The following is a 3535-nucleotide window of genomic DNA, read 5'->3' as shown; positions in this document are numbered from 1 at the left end:
CTAATTCTTTAATGACAACAGGGCTTGGTCGCCCTGTATCCCGGCTTTCAGCCGCCAAGCCTCTAACCCACCCGTCTTTAGCGGGTGGTTGTTTAGTTTCCCGTCATCACTACTAGTTTGCCTGACGCTTGATTATTTTCCATGATTTGATGTGCTTCATGTAATTCTTCAAAATCAAATACGCGGTCGATATTGGTTTTATATGTGCCTAATTCAACCTTTTGTATAATCTGTTGCAATACTGGGGTTGCGTAATTTTTCTCTAACGTTTCAGAGCTATAAAATGATAAACGTACCGTGGAGGGCATCCATGGGAAAAAATTGTAATTCCAGTCATTGCCTAAAAAGCCAACCATTCCCACAACACCACGCTTACGGCAACAGAGCAAACTATCTTTTATTGTTTTTGGCAATCCAACCACTTCAACCACCCCATCAACACCGCCATCCGTTTTTGTTCTGACCTCTCTGGCAATTGCACCAGAATCTAAAATGACTTCATCAACGCCAGCTTGTATTAATTTCTCTGCTTTGGCTTCGCTACGGGTGGTTGCAAATACACGCACACCTAAATCTTGTAAAATATTCATCGCAGCCAAGCCTAATGCACTTGAGCCACCACGAATTAAAGCTTGTTGGCCATGTTGAAACGCAATGGTTTCATTAACAACGCCCCATGCGGTTAAATAGGTTTCTGGAAGAGCTGCCAGTTGTTCCCAAGCCAAAGTAGTATGAACTGGATAAATATGGCTGCGAGGTAAAACCGCCATTTCAGCATAGCCGCCATCGTGTTTTCTACCCATATCACCCATTGCTGCTGCGACTTTTTGTCCAATAACAAGGTCGGTTTCTCCAGCATCCAGCACTTCTCCCACACATTCAATGCCTAAAATACGAGGAAAGGACACAGCATTACCACTATATCCTTGACGGGTATATAATTCACTTCGGTTGAGGCCAAAGCCTTTAACTTGAATAAGTACCCAGCCTTTCTTAGGTTTAGGGTCTGGTACTTCTCTCAGCTCCAAGACTTCTGGATCACCTGCACGACTTATCACGTAAGCTCTCACAAACCTCTCCTTTAAAATACCATGCTTAAAAGTGGTGGGTTTAACTGCAAAAATGGTTAGGAACAAGGATTAAATGTTTTCCAACCTTCCTTTGCTCTTAGCGTTTAAATAACCGTTCTTTTTCGCGCTGCCAATCACGATTTTTCTCAGTATCACGTTTATCAAACTCTTTTTTACCTTTCGCAAGTGCAATTTGTAATTTTGCTTTGCCTCTCATCCAATACATACTGATTGGTACGACGGTTTGGCCTTTGCGTTCCACTGCACCAATCAATGTATCTAGCTGTTGTTTGTGTAACAATAATTTACGAGTGCGTTGCTGCTCAGGACTAATATGGGTGGATGCTGTCGATAAAGGTGTAATTAATGAGCCTAGCAAAAATGCTTCACCACCTTTAATAATCACATAAGAGTCTCGTAATTGGGCTTTGCCCGCACGCAAGCTTTTTACTTCCCAACCTTCTAATACTAAGCCTGCTTCATATTTCTCTAAAAAGAAAAAGTCATAGCCTGCTTTTTTATTTAAACAAATCGTATTATCAGGCACTTTAGATTTTTTAGCTGCCATTTTATTTTTTCCTTTTGAATATCAAATTATTGTCTTGTATGTTGTTTTATATTATTACGGTGCGATGCCTAAAATTAAGACGGGTAAATCAATATTGGAAATCCCACGATTTTTCAAATCCCAAACAAACTGTTCAAAATAGCTCACACCTGTAGACATTTGATCTGCTAAATCCTTAATAGGTACAATCTCAACCCCCACTTGTATATTTGCAAGTTTTCCAAAAATAGTCATCTTTGCGCAAACGTTATAAACCATAAAAGCATACTTTCCAAATTGCACCTCAACACCCACAGCTTCTTTTACAAAATCCATGTCTCTATAAGGGGTTCTACCAACAGATTTAGGCTGATAACCTCCAACATAATGCTCATTAGAATAATCACACGTCACTTTATAATTATGCCAATCTTTCGGATGAAAATATTTTTTGAATTCATTATTTAACTCAATAGGACTATACAACATCTTATCAGTCATGGTTTTTTCTTTGCTTTTCTTATTCTTACAACTTGCCGCATCAACACAACTAATCACTTGTTTAATTTCAGCCAAATACGTTGGAAATCGATTTTCAATCACCTCTTTGCCTTTATTAAAAGAATATTCTGCTGCAATAATCATAATAATTTTTCCTGTTGTCCTACTTGCCATTCCATCGGTTGTTGTGAAATTTTGCCAGAAGGCTTATGTACAGATTTGCCCAACTGCCTTTTTTTTAACTTTCCTTCCACTAATGATTTAATTCTGGATTCTGCTATATCACAATACTGCTTCTCCTTATCAACTCCAATAGCTCTTCTGTTATGTAACAACGCAGCTAATAATGTAGACCCTACACCCATAAATGGATCAAATACAATACCTTGTTCATTACTCATTGATAAAATAAGCCTTTCAACTAATTCAATAGGGTATTGACAAGGATGTATGGTTTTTTCAGGATGATTGGATTTAACATTCGGAATGTCCCACAGACAACTATCAAAATCATCATTCAATATTTCCCAAATATCAGATGGATTTTTACCTTTTGGATTACCCGATAATTGCCCTTTTTTATCACCTTTAAAATGGCGTTTTCCTGGATACTTAGAAGGGATACGTACAGGATCTAAATTGAAAATATAATCATCAGATTTGGAAAACCAAAGTATCGTTTCATAGCGTCCTGAAAGCCTTTTAGAAGCATGTAATCCATGTCCAAAATGCCAAACAATTCGATTACGCAACTTCATATTTAAATCAAACTTAAAGATATCGTAATAATAAATATCAAGCGGAAACACTTCACCTTTATCAATATAATTACCCACTTGCCAACAAAAATTACCCTCTGGCTTTAGTATTCTGTAACATTCCTCAATAACCTTTTTTTGAAAACCGAGGTATGTTTTAAAACATTGACGGTTTTCATACGATTTACCTAAATTATAAGGCGGAGAGCTGACAATTAATTCAATACTTTTATCTGGAATGGTTTTTAATAAATCCAAGGTATCACAATGAGCAAGCAAAGCATCAAACTCAGATACAAAATACGGATTAATAAGCAAATTAAAGTTTTGTTTTTCAAGTAACAAGATGAAGTCCTTTAAAGAACTATTTAAAAATTAGCAAATTTAGAGGCAAAATTGTGCGTGTTGCTGAAAAATGGTTTCGAAACCAATTCGAATACCACCAATCCCTGCAAATAAATCAATAAAACGGTATATTTTCCTCATTGCTGTGTAAACCTGGTTTTTAGTTTTAAAAATATATATCTGATAAATGATTATAGTCAATTGACTGGTTATAAACTTTGAATCTGTTGCTGAGCTGCAAATAAAGCAGGTTTAACCCGCTTAAAAATCAATCCAAAAGCCTCATCATAAGTACAAACACGCCTACGTCGCAA

General features: G+C 36.8%; 4 protein-coding genes. All 4 read right to left on the bottom strand.

The window, feature by feature from the left end:
• Nucleotides 1-92 precede the first annotated feature (92 nt).
• Nucleotides 93-1070, bottom strand: a complete 978-nt coding sequence (locus tag ABXH34_RS18240) for a zinc-binding dehydrogenase (protein ID WP_353573316.1) — start codon at nucleotides 1068-1070, stop codon at nucleotides 93-95.
• 97 nt (nucleotides 1071-1167) lie between these two features.
• Complete coding sequence (gene smpB, locus ABXH34_RS18235) at nucleotides 1168-1638, bottom strand: SsrA-binding protein SmpB (protein ID WP_353573315.1); 471 nt, start codon at nucleotides 1636-1638, stop codon at nucleotides 1168-1170.
• A 54-nt stretch (nucleotides 1639-1692) separates the two neighbouring features.
• Nucleotides 1693-2262, bottom strand: a complete 570-nt coding sequence (locus ABXH34_RS18230) for a BglII/BstYI family type II restriction endonuclease (protein ID WP_353573314.1) — start codon at nucleotides 2260-2262, stop codon at nucleotides 1693-1695.
• Nucleotides 2259-3221, bottom strand: coding sequence for a DNA-methyltransferase (locus ABXH34_RS18225; RefSeq protein ID WP_353573313.1), 963 nt, complete (start codon nucleotides 3219-3221; stop codon nucleotides 2259-2261). Before ABXH34_RS18225 ends, ABXH34_RS18230 begins: the two co-directional genes overlap by 4 nt.
• Nucleotides 3222-3535: the final 314 nt, after the last annotated feature.

The sequence above is a fragment of the Candidatus Albibeggiatoa sp. nov. BB20 genome, from assembly GCA_016744725.1.
Lineage (GTDB): Bacteria > Pseudomonadota > Gammaproteobacteria > Beggiatoales > Beggiatoaceae > Albibeggiatoa.
The sequence above is the reverse complement of the archived record's forward strand: the minus strand, read 5'-3'. Positions and strand labels throughout refer to the sequence as shown.